This window comes from Mycobacterium sp. 050272 (assembly GCF_039023525.1).
Classification (GTDB): Bacteria; Actinomycetota; Actinomycetes; order Mycobacteriales; family Mycobacteriaceae; genus Mycobacterium.
Map to the genome: position 1 here is coordinate 1 of NZ_JBCHKV010000026.1, position 19,204 is coordinate 19,204.

Annotated in this window: 5 protein-coding genes; 4 read left to right on the top strand and 1 reads right to left on the bottom strand. The window is 68.4% G+C overall.

The window, feature by feature from the left end:
* Positions 1-191: 191 nt before the first annotated feature.
* Positions 192-929 carry a cell division protein SepIVA gene (gene sepIVA / locus AAHS21_RS29490; RefSeq protein WP_342930935.1) on the bottom strand — a complete coding sequence of 246 codons (738 nt, stop codon included), beginning with the start codon at positions 927-929 and terminating at the stop codon, positions 192-194.
* Between the two features lie 229 nt (positions 930-1,158).
* Here sepIVA and AAHS21_RS29495 point away from each other — a divergent pair, with 229 nt between their 5' ends.
* The 4 genes from AAHS21_RS29495 (at position 1,159) to AAHS21_RS29510 (ending at position 19,204) form a co-directional block, all read left to right on the top strand.
* The gene (locus tag AAHS21_RS29495) at positions 1,159-1,869 is read left to right on the top strand and encodes an alpha/beta fold hydrolase (protein WP_342930920.1); all 711 of its coding nucleotides are present in this window, start codon (positions 1,159-1,161) and stop codon (positions 1,867-1,869) included.
* Between the two features lie 711 nt (positions 1,870-2,580).
* The gene (locus tag AAHS21_RS29500) at positions 2,581-7,335 is read left to right on the top strand and encodes an SDR family NAD(P)-dependent oxidoreductase (RefSeq protein WP_342930921.1); all 4,755 of its coding nucleotides are present in this window, start codon (positions 2,581-2,583) and stop codon (positions 7,333-7,335) included.
* A complete protein-coding gene (locus AAHS21_RS29505) occupies positions 7,332-13,814 on the top strand; it encodes a type I polyketide synthase (protein WP_342930922.1) in 6,483 nt (2,160 codons plus the stop codon). The genes AAHS21_RS29500 and AAHS21_RS29505 overlap by 4 nt, the downstream gene beginning before the upstream one ends.
* Positions 13,814-19,204 (top strand): type I polyketide synthase, encoded by a 5,391-nt coding sequence (locus AAHS21_RS29510; RefSeq protein WP_342930923.1) that lies wholly within the window; start codon positions 13,814-13,816, stop codon positions 19,202-19,204. The genes AAHS21_RS29505 and AAHS21_RS29510 overlap by 1 nt, the downstream gene beginning before the upstream one ends.

A 19,204-nucleotide genomic window follows, 5' to 3' on the forward strand; every position in this document is an offset into this window, starting at 1 on the left:
CCACGACGAACCGGGGCCTGCTACCCGGCGCTCCGGTACCTACCGGGACGGGACTTCCACCCGCTAGTCCAGTCCAACTTTCAGGACGCAACATGGAAAAAATCTTACGGCGCCGTCCAGGGGCTCCGGGCGGCGCTTCAACCATCCGCCCAGGTGGCCACGCTCAGCCCGAGCCGAGGGTGTTGCTGTCCCTAGCGGGTCGCGTAGTCGTGTGTGCCGGCGGCGGTACGGAGTTGGTGGCGACCACGCCCCACCGAACGCAGCGTGCCGTTGAGGAATTCCTCGAACTCGGCCAGCTTGTTGTCGACATAGATGTCGCACTCACCGCGCAGTCGATCGGCCTCGGCGTGTGCGGTGTCGATGAGGCGGGTCGACTCCGCATTGGCCGCCTGCACGACCTCGTTCTGCGAGACCAGGCGCTGCTGCTCCTTGATGCCCTCTTGAACGGCCTTCTCGTAGGAGATGTTGCCGTTCTCGATCAGCCGGTCGGCCTCGGCCTGGGCGCGGCTGACGCTGGCCTCGTATTCCCGCTTGGCCGCCGTGGCGATGCGTATCGCCTCCTCGCGGGCTTCACCCACCATCCGCTCGCTGTGCTGACGCGCCTCGTTGACCATCCGGTCGGCCTGCGCCTTGGCATCGGAGAGCAGCCGGTCGGCCTCCGCACGGGAGTGGTTCAGCAGCGACTCCGACTCGGTGGTTGCCGAGGAAACCATGGATTCGGCGTGCGCCTTGGCGTCGGACAGCATCGAATCGCGGGCATCGAGCACGTCCTGGGCGTCGTCCAGCTCGCCGGGGATCGCGTCTTTGATGTCATCGATCAGCTCCAGCACATCGCCGCGGGGCACCACACAGCCCGCCGTCATCGGCACGCCGCGGGCTTCTTCGACAATGGCGCCCAATTCATCAAGCGCTTCAAAGACTCGGTACACGGCCATACCCTCCTGGCGTCCTACAATGTTGTTACCAGTGTGCCTGGTGTTACCTCTGTGACGGCGGTGGCGACGCCGGTGTGTCGGGCATTGGCCCACCCGGCTTCGAAAATGGATTGTTCCAGGAATTCCGCGACATCGCCGCGCAGGTCGGCATCCTCGCGTCAGCCGCCCCGGCGATCGCACGGCGGCAGCCGGGCAATCAACCACCCCGCGATACGCTGAGCCGGTGAACGCGCCGCCGCCGACGTTATTCATATTTCCGCATGCCGGCGGATCCGCGACCTATTACGTGCCCTTTGCCAAGGCGTTCTCCGCGGATATCAAACGGGTCGCCGTGCAATACCCGAGCCGGCGCGATCGCGGGCTGACCGAACTCGCCAGCATTCCCGAGTTTGCCGACGAGATTTTCGACATGATGGCGCCGGCCGCCAAAGCCGGAGGTCAGGTCGCATTTTTCGGACACAGCATGGGCGGGCTGGCCGCGTTCGAGGTGGCCCTGAGATTCCAATCGGCCGGACACCCGATCAGCGCGCTGTTCATATCGTCCTGCGCGGCGCCGGGTCACATCCGCTACAAGGAATTGCAGGGATCCGACCAGGAGATATTGAGCCTGGTAGCCCAGGTCACCGAAACGAATCCCGAGCATTTGGCAAATGACGAATTCGCCTCGAGCATCCTGCCCACATTGCAGAGCGTCCGGACCATTGCGGCCTATACCCGGCCCCCGGAGATAAAGCTGTCATGTCCGATCCACGCGTTCGTCGCCGATGACGACCTCATCGTGGCGGAGGAGAACATGACGGCCTGGGCCGATCGCACCACCGCGGAGTTCTCCATCCGGGTCTTCCCCGGGGATCATTTCTATCTCAACGCTCACTTGCCAGAGCTGGTGAAGGACATCGAGGCCGTCGTCCTCAACTCCCCCGGCGAAAGTTAGCTGGACCCGCTGTCGCCGGGTGGTCCCGCTGCCCCGGACCGATCGCCGCCGGCCCCTCGCCGCGCGACCGTCCGGCGCCGGGACAGTAGCGGCTCAGACGTAAGGCCGTCGCGCCGCGCGATCGATGCCGGCACCGGCCATCCCAGGGCCGGTGAGATGTTGCCGGTGAAATTGGTGCGCAGGTCCCAGAACGCGACGCCGCAGCGACCTGGGTGAGCAGGTGAGATTCATCTCACCCTGACTGTAAATCACAACACTTGCCCCACCAGCACCACCAATCACTCCGATGGATACCCGCACTGAGCTGCAGTAACGTCAGGGGCTGGCACTATAGTAGACGCGCGCAAAATAAGGTGAGAGGGCGCCGTCCCAAAATCTGTGGATTTCTCCATTCCTCACACTTCCCCATGAAAGATTGCTTACCTTGCTTAAAGAGACGGATGGTCGGGGTGGACGATCGTCGCGCCGTGGCCGTCCAGCTCTTACGCGCCGACGTTTCCGCCAGCAGCTGCCGTGTCACCGGGGGCGCCCCGTGAGGGGGCCGCGAAAGCTGCTGAACGGGGCGTCATGCAGGGTGCGTGCAGATAGCACTCGCAGCGACCTGGAAGGTGAAGCGACACCGGTGACCGACACTTCCATCGACTCTTTGCTGCGCGAACGGGCCGCCTGGTCCGTTTCGACGTCTGTTTCGACGCGCCTGGGTGTGGCGGCGTGACGTCGAGCATCCGCGGCGAAGCCGACCTCCGTCACTGGCTGGTCGACTATCTGGTGACGAACATCGGTCGCACACCGGACGAGGTCGACCCCGAACTGTCGCTGGCAGACCATGGCGTGAGCTCTCGCGAGGTGGTTGTGCTGTCCGGTGAATTGTCGGAGTTGCTGGGTCGCAAGGTCTCGCCCGTCGACTTCTGGGAGCACCCCACGATCAACGCGCTGGCCGCGCACTTGACCGCACCCGTGCCCGACGCCGACGCGGATGCCGCGCTGAAGCGCCCGGCTGCCAACTCGCTGGACGAGCCGATCGCCGTCATCGGGATGGGATGCCGCTTCCCCGGCGACGTCACTGGGCCGGACGCCCTGTGGGAATTGCTCTGCACCCGCGGCTGCACGATCTCCGAGGTCCCGCCGCAGCGCTGGCGGCCGTTCGACAACGGCTCACCCGAGGTGACGGCGGCGCTGGCCCGCACCACCCGGTGGGGGTCCTTCCTGCCCGACATCGACGCCTTCGATGCGGAGTTCTTCGAGATCACCGCGCACGAAGCGAACAAGATGGATCCTCAGCAGCGGCTGCTGCTGGAGGTCGCCTGGGAGGCCCTCGAGCACGCCGGCATCTCCCCGACCTCGCTGAGCCGAACACAGACCGGAGTATTCGCCGGAGCGTGCTCGAGCGAATACGGCGCCATCACGTTGAGCGATCTGCCCCAAGTCGACGCGTGGAACAACACCGGCGGCGCGATGAGCATCATCGCCAACCGGCTCTCGTACTTCCTCGACCTGCGCGGCCCGTCGGTGTCGGTCGACACCGCCTGCTCGTCGTCGCTGGTGGCCATCCACTTGGCCTGCCAGAGCCTGCGCACTCAGGATTCGCACCTGGCCATCGCGGCCGGGGTGAACGTGTTGTTGACCCCCACGGTGTTTCGCGGCTTCGATCAGGCCGGCGCGCTGTCGCCGACCGGAAAGTGCCGGGCGTTCGACGCCGCCGCCGACGGGTTCGTACGCGGCGAGGGCGCCGGGGTGGTCGTGCTCAAGCGGCTGACGGACGCCCAGCGCGACGGCGACCGGGTGCTCGCGGTGATCTGCGGCTCGGCCGTCAATCAGGATGGCCGCTCCAACGGGCTGATGGCCCCCAACCCCGCGGCCCAGATGGCGGTGCTGCGCGCCGCCTACGCCAATGCCGGCATGCAGCCGAACGAGGTCGACTATGTCGAAACCCACGGTACCGGAACATTATTGGGAGATCCGATCGAGGCGCGGGCGCTGGGCACGGTGCTCGGTCGCGGGCGATCGCAAGACTCGCCCCTGCTGATCGGCGCGGTGAAGACGAACATCGGTCACACCGAGGCGGCGGCCGGGATCGCGGGCTTCATCAAGGCGGTCATGGCGTTGCAGCGCGGCCAGATTCCGCCGAACCAGCGCTTCGAAAGCCCGAACCCACACATCCCGTTCACCGACCTGCGCATGAAAGTCGTTGACACACAAATGGATTGGCCGCAGACAGCGCATCCGCGCCGGGCCGGGGTGTCGTCCTTCGGATTCGGCGGCACCAACGCGCACGTGGTGCTCGAGCAGGGCCAAGAGGTGGCGGCCCCGCCGGCGCCCAGGTCTGATCCGAACATCTCGACCCTGGTCGTCGCAGGTAAGACGCCGCGTCGAGTCACCGCGACGGCGTCGGCGCTGGCCGAGTGGATGGAAGGCGCCGGGGCCGACGTCGCCCTGGCCGACGTGGCGCACACGCTCAACCATCACCGGGCCCGGCACTCCAGGTTCGGCACCGTGGTAGCCCGCGACCGCGCCCAGGCGGTGGCCGGGTTGCGCGCCCTGGCCGCGGGCCGACAGGCGCCCGGAGTGGTGGGTCCGCAGGACAGCGACGAGCGGCGACCAGGCACGGTGTTCGTGTACTCGGGCCGCGGATCGCAGTGGGCCGGCATGGGCCGCCAACTGCTGGCCGACGAACCCGCTTTCGCCGCGGCCGTCGCCGAGCTCGAGCCGGTGTTCGTCGGCCAGGCCGGATTCTCGCTGCACGATGTGCTGGCAGGTGGCAAGGAACTCGTCGGTATCGAACAGATTCAGCTCGGCCTGATCGGCATGCAGCTGACGTTGACCGCGCTGTGGCGCTCCTACGGCGTGGAACCCGACCTGGTCATCGGTCACTCGATGGGTGAGGTCGCCGCCGCCGTGGTGGCCGGGGTGCTCACTCCCGCCGAAGGACTGCGGGTGACCGCGACGCGCTCGCGGCTGATGGCCCCGTTGTCGGGGCAGGGCACGATGGCGCTGCTGGGACTGGATGCCGCCGCCACCGAGGCATTGATCCTCGAGTACCCGCGGGTGACGCTCGGGATCTACAACTCACCGAGCCAGACCGTGATCTCCGGGCCCACCGAGCAGATCGACGAGCTGATCACCCGGCTGCGGGGTCGCAACCGCTTCGCCAGCCGGGTCAATATCGAAGTAGCGCCCCACAATCCGGCGATGGATGCGCTGCAGCCGGCGATGCGCGCGGAGTTGGCCGACCTGGCGCCGCAGCCGCCGACGATTCCGATCATCTCCACCACCTACGCAGACCTCGACGTCCGTCCGGCCTTCGACGCCGAGCACTGGGCCACCAACATGCGTAACCCGGTTCACTTCCAGCAGGCCATCGCTCATGCCGGAAGCCCGGCCGGTGGACCCCATCACACCTTCATCGAAATCAGCGGGCACCCGCTGCTGCCCCAGGCGATCAGCGAAACGCTGCACAGCGCGCAGCACGGAAGCAAATACGTCAGCGTCGGCACCTTGCAACGCAACACCGACGACACCATCAGCTTCCGCACCAGCCTCAACACCGTGCGCGGCACGCATCCCCCCCAGACACCACATCCGCCGGAGCCGCACATCCAGATCCCCACCACTCCGTGGCACCACACCCGGCACTGGATCGACACCACCATTGCATGGAAGACGCCGGAAGCGTTGGGCTGCAACGGTTCTGCAGCCACTGCAGCGGGGCCGCTCGACGACTGCTCGTACCGGCTGGCGTGGCCGGCCATTCCATTGGCCGATGCCGAGCTCGCGGCCGCCGCCGCCTCCGGGCGATGGCTGGTGATCGGCGATCGCGCGCTGGCGACCCAATTGGACGCGGAAACGGTGGCCGCCGATGCCGACCCGGTGGAATTGGCCGAAGCCCTCGGCGAAGTCGACTACGTGCTGTACGCACCTGCGGTAGCCGACGATTCGTTCGATGTCGGGTTGGCCTACGAGCTGTTCGACCAGGTGCGCCGGCTCGTCGCGGTGCTGGCGGCCGGCGACTCGTCGGAGAAGTTGTTCCTGGTCACCCGCAACGCCCAACCCGTCTTCGAAGGTGATCGCGCCAACCCCACGCACGGTCTGCTGTGGGGCCTGGGTCGCACCCTCGCTCTCGAACACCCCGAAATCTGGGGAGGCATAGTCGATTTCGATGCTTCCGTGCCCGCCGCGGTGGTGGCCAGGCAGCTCCTCGGCGAAGTCGGCAGCACCGACGGTGAGGACCAGGTCGTCTACCGGCGCGGCGCACGCCAAGTGGCCCGGCTGCACCGGCGGACGCTGCCGACGGAATCGCCGGTCACGTTGGACGCCGACGGCACTCAGCTGGTCGTCGGGGCCACCGGAAACATCGGTCCGCACCTGATCCGCCAACTCGCGGTGATGGGCGCCAAAACCATCGTCGCGGTGTCCCGCAACCCCGGGTTGCGCCTACAAGCGCTGACCGAAACCCTTGCCGCAGAAGGCACCAACCTCGTCACCGTGGCCGCCGACGCCACCGACGAATCCGCAATGAGCGAGCTGTTCGCCCGGTTCGGTGCCGACCTGCCGCCGCTGCAGGGTATCTACTTGGCGGCCTTCGCCGGCCAGCCCGTAATGCTCAGCGAGATGACCGACGACGACGTGCGGGCCATGTTCGCCCCCAAGCTGGACGCCGCGGCGCTGCTGCATCGGCTGTCGCTGACGACTACGTCGCTGCGCCACTTCGTCTTGTTCTCCTCGATCTCCGGGCTGACCGGTTCGCGCTGGCTCGGTCACTACGCCGCCACCAGCGGGTACCTGGACGCGCTGGCATACGGCCGTCGGGTGATGGGATTGCCGGCGACCACCGTCAACTGGGGACTGTGGAAGTCGTTGGCCGATACCGACGAGGCCAGTCAGGTCAGTGTGGGATCCGGGTTGCTGCCGATGGACGACGAGGTTGCCATCGGCGCGCTGCCGTACCTGATGAGCCCCGCCGCCGGCGTGCATTCGGTTGTGGTGAAAGCTGATTGGCCTTTGCTGGCTGACGCGTACCGGGCGCGCGCAGCGCTGCACATCGTCGACGACCTGCTGCCGGTGCCCGGTGAGACGGCCACGGGCGAAAGCGAGTTCCGTATTTCGCTGCGCGCATGCGAGCCGCAGCGCCGCCACACGATGCTGTTCGATCGGGTCGCCATGCTGGCCGCCAAGGCGATGGGACTGCCGCCTACCGAGACGCTCGATCCGTCCACCGGGTTCTTCCAGCTCGGGATGGACTCGCTGATGAGCGCGATGCTTCGCCGCGCACTGTCCGACGACCTCGGCGAGCCGCTGCCGGTCTCCGTGGTCTTCGATTACCCGACCGTCTACAGCCTGACCGACTATCTGGCCACCGCGCTCCCCGAATTCGACACCGAAGCCGAAGCCGTCGCCGACGCCTACGACGAGCTCGACGAGGACGAGTTGCTGGCAGAACTTTCCGAAAGGCTACGAGGCTCTCGATGACCGCCGCCACACCGGACCGCCGGGCGATCATCACCGAGGCGCTGCACAAAATCGATGATCTGACCGCGCGGCTGGCCATCGCCGAACAGGCCAGCACCGAACCGATTGCCGTCGTCGGCATGGGCTGCCGGTTGCCCGGAGGCGTCGGCAGCCCCGAACAGTTCTGGGACCTGTTGTGCCAGCGGCGAAGCGGCATCGTCGAAGTTCCGCCCGAGCGCTGGGATGCCGACGCCCTGTACAACGAGGATCACACCGTCCCCGGCACGATCTGCAACCGCGAGGGCGGCTTCCTGTCCGGTTGGCAGCCCGACGAATTCGACGCGGAATTCTTCGCCATCCCGCCGCGCGAGGCCGCCGCGATGGACCCGCAACAGCGGTTGTTCCTCGAAGTGGCCTGGGAAGCGTTGGAAGACGCCGGGATTGCGCCACACACGCTGCACGGCACCCAAACCGGGGTGTTCGTCGGCGTCACCGCCTACGACTACATGCTGAAGATGTCGGGCGCGGTGCGACCCGACGAGCTGGACGCCTACCTGTTGACCGGAAACTCCGCGAACTTCGCCGCGGGACGCACCGCCTATCTGCTCGGCGCCCGCGGTCCGGCGGTAGTGCTGGACACCGCGTGCTCCTCGTCGTTGGTCACCATCCACCTGGCCTGCCAAAGCCTGCGCTGGCGCGAAAGCGACACCGCGCTGGTCGGTGGGACCAACCTGCTGCTGAGCCCGGTGGCCAGCATCGCGTGCTCGCGCTGGGGAATGCTGTCGCCCGACGGCCAGTGCAAAACGTTCGACGCCGGGGCGAACGGCTATGTGCGCAGTGAGGGCGCCGGCGTGGTAGTGCTCAAACGGTTGTCGGACGCGCAAAAAGACGGCAACCGCATCCTCGCCGTGATACGTGGTTCGGCGGTCAACTCCGACGGCGCCAGCAGCGGGGTCACGGTGCCCAACGGCCCGGCCCAGCAGGCACTGCTGCGCCAGGCGCTCAAAGTGGCCAGGCTGACGCCGGCCGACATCGACTACATCGAGGCACACGGCACGGGCACCCCGCTCGGCGACCCGATCGAACTCGATTCGCTGAGCGCGGTTTTCGGTGACCGCGAGGGCCGTGCGCCGCTGGTGCTCGGCGCCGTGAAGACCAACCTCGGTCACCTGGAAGCCGCGGCCGGAATCACCGGGTTCATCAAGACCGTGCTGGCCGTCGCACACGGCCGTATCCCGCCGAACCTGAACTTCACCGAGCTCACTCCCCATGCGAGCCAAGGTGTTTCGCGGCTGAAGATCGCCACCGAGGACATGGCATGGCCCTCGACCGAGCAACCGCGCCGGGCCGGGGTGTCGTCGTTTGGTGTAAGCGGAACGAACGCGCACGTGGTGATCGAGCAGGCGCCGTCCTCGGCGCTCGCGCCGCAGCAGGACCCGCCGCCGGCGGTGTCGACGCTGGTGCTGTCCGGCAAGTCGGCGCAACGAGTGGCGGCGACGGCGTCGGTGCTCGCCGACTGGATGGATGGCCCGGGGGCGGACGTGCCGCTGGCCGACGTGGCGCACACCCTCAACCACCACCGGGCCCGGCACCCCAAGTTCGCCACGGTGGCCGCCGTCGACCGCGACCAGGCGGTGGCGGGATTGCGCGCACTGGCCGCCGGTGAGCCCGGCCCGGGTGTGGTCGGATGCCCCGAGACACCCGCCGGGCCGGGCACCGTGTTCGTCTATTCCGGCCGCGGATCGCAGTGGGCCGGGATGGGACGCCGGCTGCTGGCCGACGAGCCCGCCTTCGCCGCGGCGCTGACCGAACTCGAGCCGGTTTTCGTTTCGGAGGCCGGGTTTTCGCTGCGCGACGTGATCGCCGGCGGCAAGGAACTGGTCGGCATCGAGCAGATCCAGCTCGGTCTGATCGGGACGCAGCTGGCGCTGACCGCGCTATGGCGCTCCTACGGGGTCACGCCGGATCTGGTGATCGGCCACTCGATGGGAGAGGTGGCGGCCGCGGTGGTGGCCGGTGCCCTGACGCCCGCCGAAGGTCTTCGAGTGACGGCGACGAGGTCGCGGCTGATGGCCCCACTGTCGGGGCAGGGCACGATGGCCATGCTCGAGCTCGACGCCACCGCCACCGAGCAGCTGATCGCGGATTATCCGCAGGTCACCCTCGGGATCTACGCCTCGCCGCGCCAGAGCGTCATCTCGGGGCCCACCGGACAGATCGACGAGCTGATCGCCACGGTGCGCGCGCAGGGCCAGTTCGCCGGCAAGGTCAACATCGAAGTGGCCCCGCACAACCCGGCGATGGACGCTCTGCAGCCGGCGATGCGCGCCGAGCTGGCCGGTCTGCGACCGCAGACACCGACCATTCCGATCATCTCGACGACCTACGAAAACCTCAGCCGCCCAGTAGCATTCGATGCCGAACACTGGGCCACCAATATGCGCAACCCGGTGCGCTTTGAGCAGGCGATCAGTACCGCCGGCGCGGCCCATCACACCTTCATCGAAATCAGCGGACACCCCCTGCTCACCCATGCGATCACCGAAACCCTCACCGCACGCGAGAATCCCAGCTTCGTCAGCATTGGTACCCTGCAGCGCGATACGCACGACACCCTGACCTTCCACACCAACCTGAACACCGTCCGCCGACCGGATACGTCGGCCGACGGCGGACGCCAGGTCGTGCTGCCGACCACCCCCTGGCAGCACGGCCATCACTGGATCTCTCCCGGCACCAGCGCGCACCACGCGCCAAACACCCACCCGCTGCTGGGCTTTGGCGTCACCGATCCCACCAACGGCACCCGGGTTTGGGAATGCGAGCTCAACCCCGAGTTGTTGTGGCTCGGCGATCACGTGATCGATGATCTGTGCGTGCTGCCGGGCGCCGCCTACGCCGATGTCGCGCTGGCAGCGGCGGCGGAGGCATTCGCGTCAGAGTCGGACGACCGGCCGTGGACGATCTGCGAGCTGAGCCTGCACCAGATGCTGCAGGTGACCGACGACACGGTGCTGGTCACCACGCTCACCGGCAACGAGCAGACGTGCCAGATCGAAATGCGCACCCGCAGCGCATCGTCGGGATGGATCAAGCACGCCAGCGCCACCGTGGCGCGCGAAACCGGCAACCGGCCGGCCGGTCCAACCGTTGTTGCCAATGATGTTGCGGCCGAAATCAACCCGGATGAGCTGTACGACCGGCTGCGCGCCGCCGGGCAACAACACGGACCGGCGTTTCGCGGGATCACCGCGCTGGCCGTCGCGGCCTCGGGTGCGGCTCGGGCGCAGGTGCGGCTACCCTCGCCGGCCAGGGCCGGTGCCCGCAACTTCGTGCTGCATCCGGTCATGATGGATATCGCGGTGCAGGCCCTCGGCGCCACCCGAGCCGCGACCGACCTCGCCGGAGGGCAGCACACAAGGCAAACCCTGGTGCTGCCAATCCATTTCGCGGGTATCCACGTGTACGGTGAGGTCTCCGACGGTGTGTGTTCGACCGGGTCACTTGCCGCCACCGACAGCCCGGATCGGCTGCTCGGCCATGTTGAGCTGACCGACGCCAACGGACGACCACTGCTCGTCATCGACGAAGTGGAAATGGCGGTGCTCGGGTCGGCAAGCGGCGCAGCACATCTCAACGATCACTTGCTGGCATTGGAGTGGGAGCCCGCACCGCTGGACAAAGCGGCCGCCAGCCTCGGTGGATTGCTGCTGATCGGTGAGGCCACCGCCGGCGATCCGCTGCTTGCCGCGCTGCGGTCGTCGCTGAACGACGGCGCCGCCGAAGTCGACGTGGTGTCCCCGAACGACACCGCCGAGCTGCGCGCGGCGATCACCCGAAAGCCCTGGGACGGCATCGTCGTCCTGTGCCCGCCGCATGCCGCCGACGAATCGCTTTCGGAGGTGGCACAACTGGACCTGGCGCTGGCGCGCACCCTGCTGATCGCCGACATCGCCAAGACCGTGACCCGCATGGGCGCCCGCAACAGCCCGCGACTGTGGATCGTCACCCGTGGCGCACAGCAGGTCGGCACGGGTGAACCAGTCACGCTGGCCCAGACGGAGCTTCGCGGCATCGCGCGGGTGCTGACCTTCGAGCATCCAGAGCTGAAGACCACGATCGTCGACGTCGACCCGGACGGCGCCGGCTCGGCGGCCGCCCTGGCGAGCGAGCTGCTGGCCGGCTCCGACGCCGACGAGGTCGCGCTGCGCGACGGGCATCGCTACCTGAACCGGCTGCTGCCGGCCCCCACCACGGCCTCCGGTGAGCTGATCGGCGAAACCCGGCACGCGACAGTGAACCTGGACACCGGCGGCGCGGTGCGGCTGCAGATCGACGAGCCCGGACGCCTGGATGCCCTCAGACTGCATGCGGTGCAGCGCATTTCGCCGGAGCCCGACGAGGTGGAGGTCCGCATCGCCGCGGCCGGCCTCAACTTCAGCGACGTGCTCAAGGCGATGGGCATCTACCCCACCCTCGACGGCGCCGCTCCCGTCATCGGTGGCGAGTGCGCCGGCGTCGTCACCGCCGTCGGCTGCGATGTCGACTCCGTCGAAGTCGGGCAGCGCGTGATCGCCATCGGCCCGGGCGCTTTCGGCTCGCACATGACGACGCTCGCCGACCTGTGCACCCCGATTCCGGACACGCTGCCGGATGCCGAGGCGGCCGCGTTCGGCATCGCGTATCTGACCGCCTGGCACTCACTGGTCGAGGTCGGGCGCCTGGCCCCGGGCGAACGGGTGCTGATCCATTCGGCCACCGGCGGTGTCGGCGTGGCGGCGATGGCGATCGCGAAGATGATCGGCGCCCGCATCTACACGACGGCCGGTTCGGACGCCAAGCGCGACATGCTCGCCGCGCTCGGCGTCGAATACGTCGGCAATTCACGCACCACCGACTTCGCCGACGAGATCCTCGAGATCACCGACGGCTACGGCGTGGACGTCATCCTCAACTCGCTTCCCGACGAAGCGATTCAGCGCGGGGTGCAGATCCTGGCACCCGGCGGCCGGTTCATCGAACTGGGCAAGAAGGACGTCTACGCCAACGCCACCCTGGGCTTGGCGGCGCTGACCAAGAGCGCGTCGTTCTCGGTGGTGGACCTGGACCTCAATCTCAAGCTGCAGCCCGCGCGCTACCGCGCGATGCTCACCGAAATCCTGCAGCACGTCGCGGACGGCACCCTGCAGGTCCTCCCCGTCACCGCGTTCTCCCTGGACAACGCGGCCGATGCCTTCGCGTTGATGGCATCCGGACGGCACACCGGCAAGATCGCCGTCACCGTACCGGCTTCCGGCAGCATCGACGCGATCGCGGCAACCCCACAGCAACTAGTCAGCCCCGACGGCGGCTACATCATCGTGGGCGGCATGGGTGGTCTCGGTTTCGTCGTGGCCCAGTGGCTGGCGCGCCACGGCGCGGGATTGATCGTCCTCAACGGTCGTTCGGCACCCGGACCCGACGTGACGGCGGCGATCGCGGAACTCGGCGCCGCAGGCACCCGAATCGAAGTCGTCACCGGTGATATCGCCGAACCCGGCACGGCGGACCGGCTGGTACAAGCGGTCCACGACGCCGGCTTGCGGGTGGCCGGCGTCCTGCACAGCGCCATGGTCCTCGACGACGAGATCGTGCTGAACCTCTCGGATTCGGCCGCGCGGCGGGTGTTCACCCCGAAGGTCACCGGCGGCTGGCGGCTGCATCAGGCCACCGCCGGGCTGGACGTGGATTGGTGGCTCGCCTTCTCGTCGGCGTCCTCGCTGCTGGGTACGCCCGGCCAGGGCAGCTACGCCGCCGCCAACTCGTGGGTCGACGGACTGGTCGCCTATCGGCGCTCGCGCGGGCTGCCCGCTGTCGGAATCAACTGGGGCCCATGGGCCGAAGTCGGCCGCGCCCAATTCTTCGCCGATCTCGGCGTCTCGCTGATCACCGTCGATGAAGGGCTGGCGGCCATGCAGCGGCTGCTGACGGCCGACCGCGCCCGCACCGGAGTCATCCACCTCGACACCAGGCAGTGGTTCCAATCCTTCCCCGCCGCGGGTGGTTCGTCGTTGTTCGCGACGTTGCACGACTCCGCCAAGGCGGAGCGCCGCGGTGGTGGCGCGATCCGCGCCGAATTGGATGCCAGCGACCCCGCCGAGCGCCCGGATCGGCTGGCGGCCGCGATCGCCGACCAAATCCGGGCGGTGCTGCGCTCCACCGAGCCCATCGCACCTGACCGGCCGATGGAGTCGCTCGGTCTCGACTCGCTGATGGCCCTCGAACTGCGCAACAGACTGGAGGCGAGCCTGGGCACCACGTTGCCGGCCGCCCTGGTCTGGGCCTACCCGACGATCCACGATCTGGCCGGTGCGATGTGCGAACGTCTGGGTTATGACACGGCGGCCGCTGCCGAGCCGGAGGCCGACGCCGAGACCGAGCTCTCCGATGAGGAAATGGAATTGTTGTCCGACCTCGTTGCGGCCAGCGAGCTCGAAACAGCCACGGGGGGCAGTGAGTAATGACGAGTCTTGCCGAACGCGCGGCACAGATGTCCCCCAAGGCGCGCGAGGTGCTCGCGCGTGAGCTTGTTCGCGCCGGCACCGCATTTCCGACCGACATCGCCGAACCGATAGCGGTCGTCGGGATCGGGTGCCGGCTGCCCGGGAATGTGACTGGGCCCGAAAGTTTTTGGCAGCTGCTGATCGACGGTCGCGATGCCGTCGGCGAGGTGCCGGCCGATCGGTGGAACGGGGACGCGTTCTACGATCCCGATCCGCAGGCACCGGGACGCATGACGACCAAGTGGGGCGGCTTCCTCGACGACGTCGCCGGATTCGACGCCGACTTCTTCGGCATCACCCCGCGCGAGGCCGTCGCGATGGACCCGCAGCAGCGGATCCTGCTCGAGGTCGCCTGGGAGGCCCTCGAACACGCCGGGCTGGCACCGGATTCGTTGAGCGGCAGCCAAACCGCCGCGATCATGGGCGTGTCGGCGTGGGACTACACCATCCTCAACCTCGAGCGCAACACCGAGATCGACGCCTACATGAGCACCGGCAACCCGCACAGTGCCGCGGTGGGGCGCATCTCGTATTTGCTCGGATTGCGCGGTCCGGCGGTGGCCGTCGACACCGCGTGCTCGTCGTCGCTGGTGGCCATCCACCTGGCCTGCCAAAACCTGCGGCTACGGGAAAGCGACGTCGCACTCGCCGGTGGGGTGCACCTGTCCCTGTCGCCGTTCACCAGCATCGCGTTGTCCAAGTGGTCGGCCCTGTCGCCGACCGGCCGGTGCAAGACCTTCGACGCGCTCGCCGACGGGTTCGTGCGCGGCGAGGGCTGCGGCGTGGTGGTGCTCAAGCGATTGGCCGACGCGGTTCGCGACGGTGATCGGGTGTTGGGCGTCGTGCGCGGTTCGGCGATCAACTCCGATGGCCGGTCCAACGGCATGACCGCACCGAACGCCGCCGCGCAACGCGACGTGATCAGCACCGCGCTGAAGATGGCCGATGCCACCGCCGACACCGTGAACTACATCGAAACCCACGGCACCGGAACGATTTTGGGCGACCCGATCGAGTTCGAGGCGCTGGCCGCCACTTACGGCGGCGGCGAGGGCCGCTGCGCGCTGGGCTCGGTCAAGACCAACATCGGCCACCTGGAAGCCTCGGCCGGCGTCACCGGATTCATCAAGGCGATTCTTGCGGTAAACCGCGGATACATTCCGCGCAACCTGCACTTCAACCGGTGGAACCCGGCGATCGACCCGTCGGGAACGCGGCTGTTCGTGCCGACCGAGGGCACCGCGTGGCCCACCGACGGCATCCGCCGGGCCGCGGTGTCGTCGTTCGGGCTGAGCGGGACCAACGCACACGTGGTCGTCGAGCAGCCACCCGCTGCGTCCGCTCCGTCCCCACCACCCGCGGCCCAGCCGGTGGTGTCCACGTTGGTGGTGTCGGGCAAGACACCGCAGCGACTGGCGTCGTCGGCCGCGACCCTGGCCGACTGGATCGCCGGTCCCGGCGCCGCGGTACCCCTGGCCGACGTCGCGCACACCGTGAATCATCGCCGGGCCCGGCACAGTTGGGTGGGCACCGTCGTCGCGCGCGATCACGCCGCGGCGGTGACGGGGCTGCGGGCGTTGGCCACCGGCACGCCGGCACCCGGTGTGGTGGCGGCACGCGAGGCAGGCTCCGGATCCGGCACAGTGTTCCTGTACTCCGGTCAGGGCGCGCAGTGGGCCGGCATGGGCCGCCGGCTGCTGGCCGACGAACCGGCCTTCGCCGCCGCCGTCGCCGAGCTGGAGCCCGAATTCGTTGCCCAGACCGGCTTTTCGTTGCAGCAGACGCTGGCCGACGGCAGCCCGGTCACCGGCATCGACAAGATCCAGCCACTGCTGGTGGCCATCCAGCTGGCACTGACCGCGCTGTGGCGCCACTACGGTGTCGAACCCGACGCGGTGATCGGACACTCGATGGGTGAGGTGTCGGCAGCCGTGGTGTCCGGGGCGCTCACCGCCGCCGAGGGGTTGCGGGTGATCGCCACCCGCTCAAAACTGATGGCGCAGTTGTCCGGCCAGGGCGCGATGGCCCTGCTCGAACTCGACGCCCTCGCCGTCGAGGCGCTGATCACCGAGTACCCGGACGTCACCCTCGCCGTCCACGCTTCGCCGAGCCAGTCGGTGATCGCGGGCCCACCCGACCAGGTGGATGCGGTCATCGCGGCGGTGACCGCCCGTAACCTGCTGGCCCGGCGCATCGAGGTCGACGTGGCCTCCCATCACCCGATCATCGACCCGATATTGCCGCAATTGCGTTCGGCGTTAAGCGATCTGGCTCCCAAGCCGCCGACCATCCCGATGATCACCACGGTGCTGGAGGGTCCCACTCCGTTGCTGGACGCCGACTACTGGGCGGCAAACCTGCGCAACCCGGTGCGGTTCCACCAAGCCGTCAGCACCGCGGGTGCCGACCACCACACCTTCATCGAGATCAGCCCGCACCCGTTGCTGACTCACTCGATCAACGACACCCTGGGCGAGGCCAACGCGCACACCCTGGGCACCTTGGCGCGCGACACCGACGACACCGTCACCTTCCACGCGCAGCTCGCCGCGCAATCCGCCGGCAGCGCGAACACGGCGACGAACGGCGCCGACGGCCGGCTGGCCGACCTCCCGGTCACACCGTGGGAGCACACGCAATACTGGATCGCCGACCGGTCGGCGGTGTCGAATTCCGTTGCCAGTCATCCACTGCTCGGTGTGCACATCGAGGTTCCGTCCAGTAAGGACCACGTCTGGCAGGCCGATGTCGGCACCGAAGTGTCGCCCTGGCTTGCCGACCACAAGGTGTTCGGACAGGCGACCATGCCCGGCGCCGGGTTCACCGAAATCGCTTTGGTCGCAGCCAGTGAGGCGTTGGGCGTGCCGGCCCACGCCGTGTCGCTCAATCAGCTCGAAGTCGAGCAGATGCTCACCCTGAACGACCACACCCAGTTGACCACCCAGTTGATGCGTGGCGCCGACGACAAGATCCGGATCGAAATCTATTCCCGCTCAGCGGGTAACGACTGGACCCGGCACGCGACGGCCAGGGCCGAAGTACGCACGCCCCAAACCCCTCTCGAACAGCCGGCACCCGCCGGCGGCAGCGGCGAGACGGCGATCAATCCCGCGCAGGTGTACGCCGCGCTGCGGCGAGCCGGCCAATTCCACGGTCCGGCATTCGCCGCCTTGACGGCGATCCGCCGGCTGCCCGGCGGTGCGGTCGAAACCGACATCGTTCTTCCGGACGAGTCGCCGTGGCATCCGGACTTTCGGCTCCACCCGGTCATGCTGGACGCGGCTCTGCAGAGTTTGGCCGCCGCGATCCCCGACGACGAACTCGCCGGATCCGCCGAGGCGAGCTATCTCCCGGTGTCCTTCGAGTCGGTGCGGGTGTACGGCAACCCCGGCCGGCGGGCCCACTGCCGGGCGCAGCTGTCCGGTCTGGACGAGGGCGGTGCGGGAAAGCTCGGCAGAATCGTCTTGACCGATGACGCCGGGACCGTCACCGCGGAGATCAACGACATCTACGTGCGACGGGTGGAACGCCGCAGCGTGCCGCTGCCGTTGTCGCAGAAGGTCTTCGATGCCTCGTGGGTGCCCCGCCCGGTCAGCGCCGGGCCGTCAGAGGTCCCCGGCAGCTGGCTGGTGCTCACCGATCAGACGACCACCCGGGCCGACCAGTTCGTTGCCCAATGGCGTTCCCCGGCGCACCGCGTCGTCACCGCCGACCTGCATGACGAGTCCGCCGTGCTCGCCGCGTTCGCCGACACCGCGGGCGACCCCGAACGTCCGCCCGTCGGTGTTGTCGTATTCATCGCCGACAACCCGAGCGTGAACCGCGACGGCATCGCCAGGTCCCGCGAAGCGGTCTGGGCGGTCTCGACCGTCGTGCGCGCGATCATCGGCGGCTGGCACGGCCGGCCACCGCGGCTCTGGCTGGTCTCCGGCGGCGGCCTGCCCATCGGTGGGCAAGCCGGCCAGCCGGGGGTCGGCGCGCTCAAGGGCCTGGTGCGCGTGCTGGCCTACGAACACCCCGAATTGCGCACCACGCTGGTCGATCTCGACCTCACCCGCGATCCGGTCACCGCGCTGAACGCCGAACTGGAGTCCGCGGTGTCCGGCTCGATCGACGACGTGATCGCCTGGCGCGGCGACCAGCGTTACGTCGAGCGGCTGTCCCGGGCGACGCTCGACGAGCCCGCCGGCGGGGAGGTGGTGCGCGCCGGGGCGTCGTACATCATCACCGGCGGCCTGGGTGGTCTCGGGTTGGTGTTCGCGCAGTGGCTGGCCGAGCGGGGTGCCGGCCGCATCGTCCTCAACGGGCGCAGCGAACCGTCCGACGAACAGCGGGCGGTGCTGGCCGAATTGGAACGCAAGGCCGAGATCGCAGTGGTCTTGGGCGATCTCGCGGTCGACGGCGTGGCAGAGAAATTGGTGGCGGCCGCCGGGGAGTCGGCACTGCGCGGCGTCCTGCACGCCGCCGCGGTACTCGACGACAGCCTGGTGTTCTCCATGACCAAGGACAGCGTGGAGCGCGTGTGGGCGCCCAAGGTGATCGGCGCCGCGCGGATGCACGAGGCCACCCTCGGATGCGAATTGGACTGGTGGCTCGGCTTTTCCTCCACCTCGTCCCTGCTGGGTGGTCCGGGACAGGCCTCGTACGCCTGCGCGAGCGCCTGGCTGGACGCCCTGGTCGACTGGCGGCGGGCCTCGGGTTTGCCTGCGGCGGTGATCAACTGGGGGCCGTGGGCCGAGGTCGGACTGGCCCGCACGCTGACCGGCGGGCCGTTGGACCCGATCACCCCGGCCGAGGGTGTCGCGGCCTTAGAGCCGTTGCTGGCCACCGGTCGCTGCCACACCGGCGTCGCACGGCTGCGTCCCGACCGGGCGCTGATCGCCTTCCCCGAGATTCGTAACCTCGGCTACTTCACCAGCGTGGTGGCCGAACTCGAGGCCGCGGGCGACGGCGGCAACTGGGCCGGACCCGAGGCGCTGCACGGTTTGGATCCCGCCGAAGCGAAGGCCGCGATCGCCGACCGGCTGCACGCGCGCATCGCCGCGGTGATGGGCTACGCGGAACGATCGGCCGTCGACGCGGACCTGCCGCTGGTCGAATTGGGCATGGATTCGCTGATGGCCGTGCGCATCCGCAATTCCGCGCGGGCGGATTTCGGCGCCGAGCCGCCGGTGGCGCTGCTGCTGCAGGGCGCGACGCTCAACGATCTCACGGCCGAGCTGCTTCGCCAGCTTGGGCTAACCGGTGACGCGCAGGCACACCAGCAAGAAGGTGCTGTTCGCGACCGGGCACAGCAGCGCGCGGCGGCGCGCCAACAAGCCGCACAGCGGCGGAAGCGAGGACGCTAG